We start from the raw sequence: 2,481 nt of genomic DNA, 5'->3' as shown, positions 1-2,481 counted from the left end.
ATAAAATATATCAGCCTAAAGATAAGAAAGAATTGATTAAATTAATAGAAGACAAAATTAAATTTAATAAGATAGACACAAGCTTAATAACCGATATGAGCGGGCTTTTTCTAAACTCAAGATTAAAAAAATTTGACGGTATTGAGACTTGGGATACTTCAAATGTTGTGAATATGGAAAGTATGTTTGAATATGCCGTTTATTTTAATCATAATATAAATAATTGGAATGTGTCTAAAGTTCGGGACATGTCGGATATGTTTATGGATGCGAAAAGATTTAATCAGCCTTTAGACAGCTGGAATACTTCTAATGTAAAAAATATGTCAAGAATGTTTTGGCGTGCAAAAAGTTTTAATCAAAATATTAATAATTGGAATACATCTAATGCTGAAGATATGAGCTATATGTTTTATGAAACAGATAATTTTAATCAGCCTTTAGACAATTGGGACACTTCTAATGTAAAAAATATGTATGGTATGTTCTTTAAAGCTGAAAGTTTTAATCAGGATTTAAATAGCTGGAATACTAATAATCTGCAGGATACTAATTGCATGTTTAAATATTCGCCGATGCAGGACAATATGCCTTCTTGGTATAAAAGCATAAAATAATATTCTTTTATAAACTTTAATTTTTTACTATATCTTTAAATTTTGAAATATCAAACATTCTGGTAGTTTTGCTTTTTTCAAGAGATGCCCTTACTATAAGCATATTTGAATTAAGCAGATTATTATAAATATAATCTGAATCTAAAACAATAGAACTTAATTTGTCATCTGTAGATTTGCATTCCAAATTATCAGGTAAATCATTATCAAATCTGAAAAATGTCTTATGAGTGCTGAATACAAAATCCTTGCTGTTCCAATCTATTATTATACTTTTATAATTATTTTTTTTATTAACTTTAACAATTAAATAAGTATTTTCGCTCCAAGAAGATAATTTGTATGCCAATATTTTGTATATAGCTTCATTTTCGGTATTTATAACTTCCCAATCATTTTTTTTTATCTGATACACATTAGGATCCATTATATCCTTATCATTCATAGGAAACCCCTAAACTATCAATTAAGTATTTATTATACAATGATATTTACTTTATACTATATTTTTAAATTAAAGTAAAGCTATTTAAATATATTTTTCTGATTTTATTTTTATCATCATATCCGTAATATACGCATGATATAATACCGTTATCTTCAATGCACCATGGATAACCGCAGTCGGAACTTTTCATTGAATCGTCTATTATAATCTCATCATTTTTTATTTTATCATTAATTTTTTTTATGCTGAATATATCATCAATACTGTCAAAAACTAATGCTCTTATTCCGTATTTTTTTAATCTGTATCCGTAAGTAAGAAGTAATTTTCCGCTGCTTAAAATCAGGGGATTTACAGGGTAGCCTTTAATATCTGTCAAAATAGGTTTTGAAAAAGTCTTGCCTTTGTCTTTTGAATAGCTTACAGATGTAAGCGTATATTCATTTCGTATATGAGTTCTTATAAATGCTATTATATTGTCTTTATAATTAATCAATGAAGGCTCTGCATATTCTATTTTTGATTTTTTTCCGTCTATTTTTCTAAAATCGGTTTCGCATAAAAAACTTTTTAATTTCCAATTAATTAAATCTCTGCTTGAAATGATAAAGCATTGATATTTATAATCTTTTTTATTTTTATTTTGCTTATATGCATATATTGGAAGAAGTATTTCATTACCCGTTTTGCATATACTTCCCCTTACAGCAAAATGCTTCATTATAATATTGTTTTTATTAAGTTCGCCGATTTGATTAATTTTTATTATATATGGATTTGAAAAACTTTTTCCGTTATCATAGCTTATGCATATTCCTATTCCGCTTAAAAGAGCTATTGTATTGTCATATTCTATAAAAGTATAATCTTTAAATAATTCTTTTTCATTCATAGGGTGGAATGTATATCTGAAATAGTATGCCATTATAGTTTTTTCATCTATTCTGAATAGCTGCGCATCTTGTTTTGCTGCTTCATCATATTCTCCGAATTCAAATATTTTTTCGGTTTTATTTTTATTTATATTAAAAACTGCAAGCATTGATTTGCTTATAGAATGCAGATGAGAATAATTTTTTTTTATTTTAGGTGCGGTTCGGAAGCTTATTAAAAACCTTTTATTATCAAGCTTAATAATGCTTGGAAATGCCGAATATAAATTTTTATTTTCAAATAAAATAGTTTTATTTAATATATTAATTTTCATATTATTTAAGCCTTAAATTATATAAATTATTTTCGGTATAAAAAAACTCAAATATATAATAAATCTTAATATATATTTTTTATATTCTTTACTCTCAATAAGTTCTTTTTAACTCTTCATAATAATTGTAATTTGCCCCCAGCTCAATCTTTTCTATACCAAGAAGGCAGATTATCCTGCATCGGCGAATATCTAAACATACAACTGGT

At 25.7% G+C, this 2,481-nt stretch carries 3 protein-coding genes; 1 reads left to right on the top strand and 2 read right to left on the bottom strand.

The genetic code is table 11. The annotated features are described in order from the left end of the window. Positions 1 to 617: BspA family leucine-rich repeat surface protein (locus QZ306_RS10400; RefSeq protein WP_295163627.1), on the top strand; the 617-nt coding region annotated here is incomplete at its 5' end. A gap of 16 nt (positions 618 to 633) precedes the next feature. Here the strand turns inward: QZ306_RS10400 and QZ306_RS10395 are convergent. Further along, on the bottom strand, positions 634 to 1,062 hold the full coding sequence (locus tag QZ306_RS10395) for a hypothetical protein (protein WP_295163626.1): 429 nt from the start codon (positions 1,060 to 1,062) through the stop codon (positions 634 to 636). 64 nt (positions 1,063 to 1,126) lie between these two features. After that, positions 1,127 to 2,272, bottom strand: coding sequence for a sialidase family protein (locus tag QZ306_RS10390; protein ID WP_295163624.1), 1,146 nt, complete (start codon positions 2,270 to 2,272; stop codon positions 1,127 to 1,129). Positions 2,273 to 2,481 lie beyond the last annotated feature (209 nt).

This window comes from uncultured Brachyspira sp., assembly GCF_910588665.1.
Taxonomy (GTDB): domain Bacteria; phylum Spirochaetota; class Brachyspiria; order Brachyspirales; family Brachyspiraceae; genus Brachyspira.
This window is presented reverse-complemented; position numbering and strand designations above follow the sequence as displayed.

What these genes read in the sequence shown, in the direction of transcription:
- QZ306_RS10395 (WP_295163626.1), bottom strand. Translation starts at nt 1,062, where the DNA reads ATGAATGATAAGGATATAATGGATCCTAATGTGTATCAGATAAAAAAA.
- QZ306_RS10390 (WP_295163624.1), bottom strand. Translation starts at nt 2,272, where the DNA reads ATGAAAATTAATATATTAAATAAAACTATTTTATTTGAAAATAAAAAT.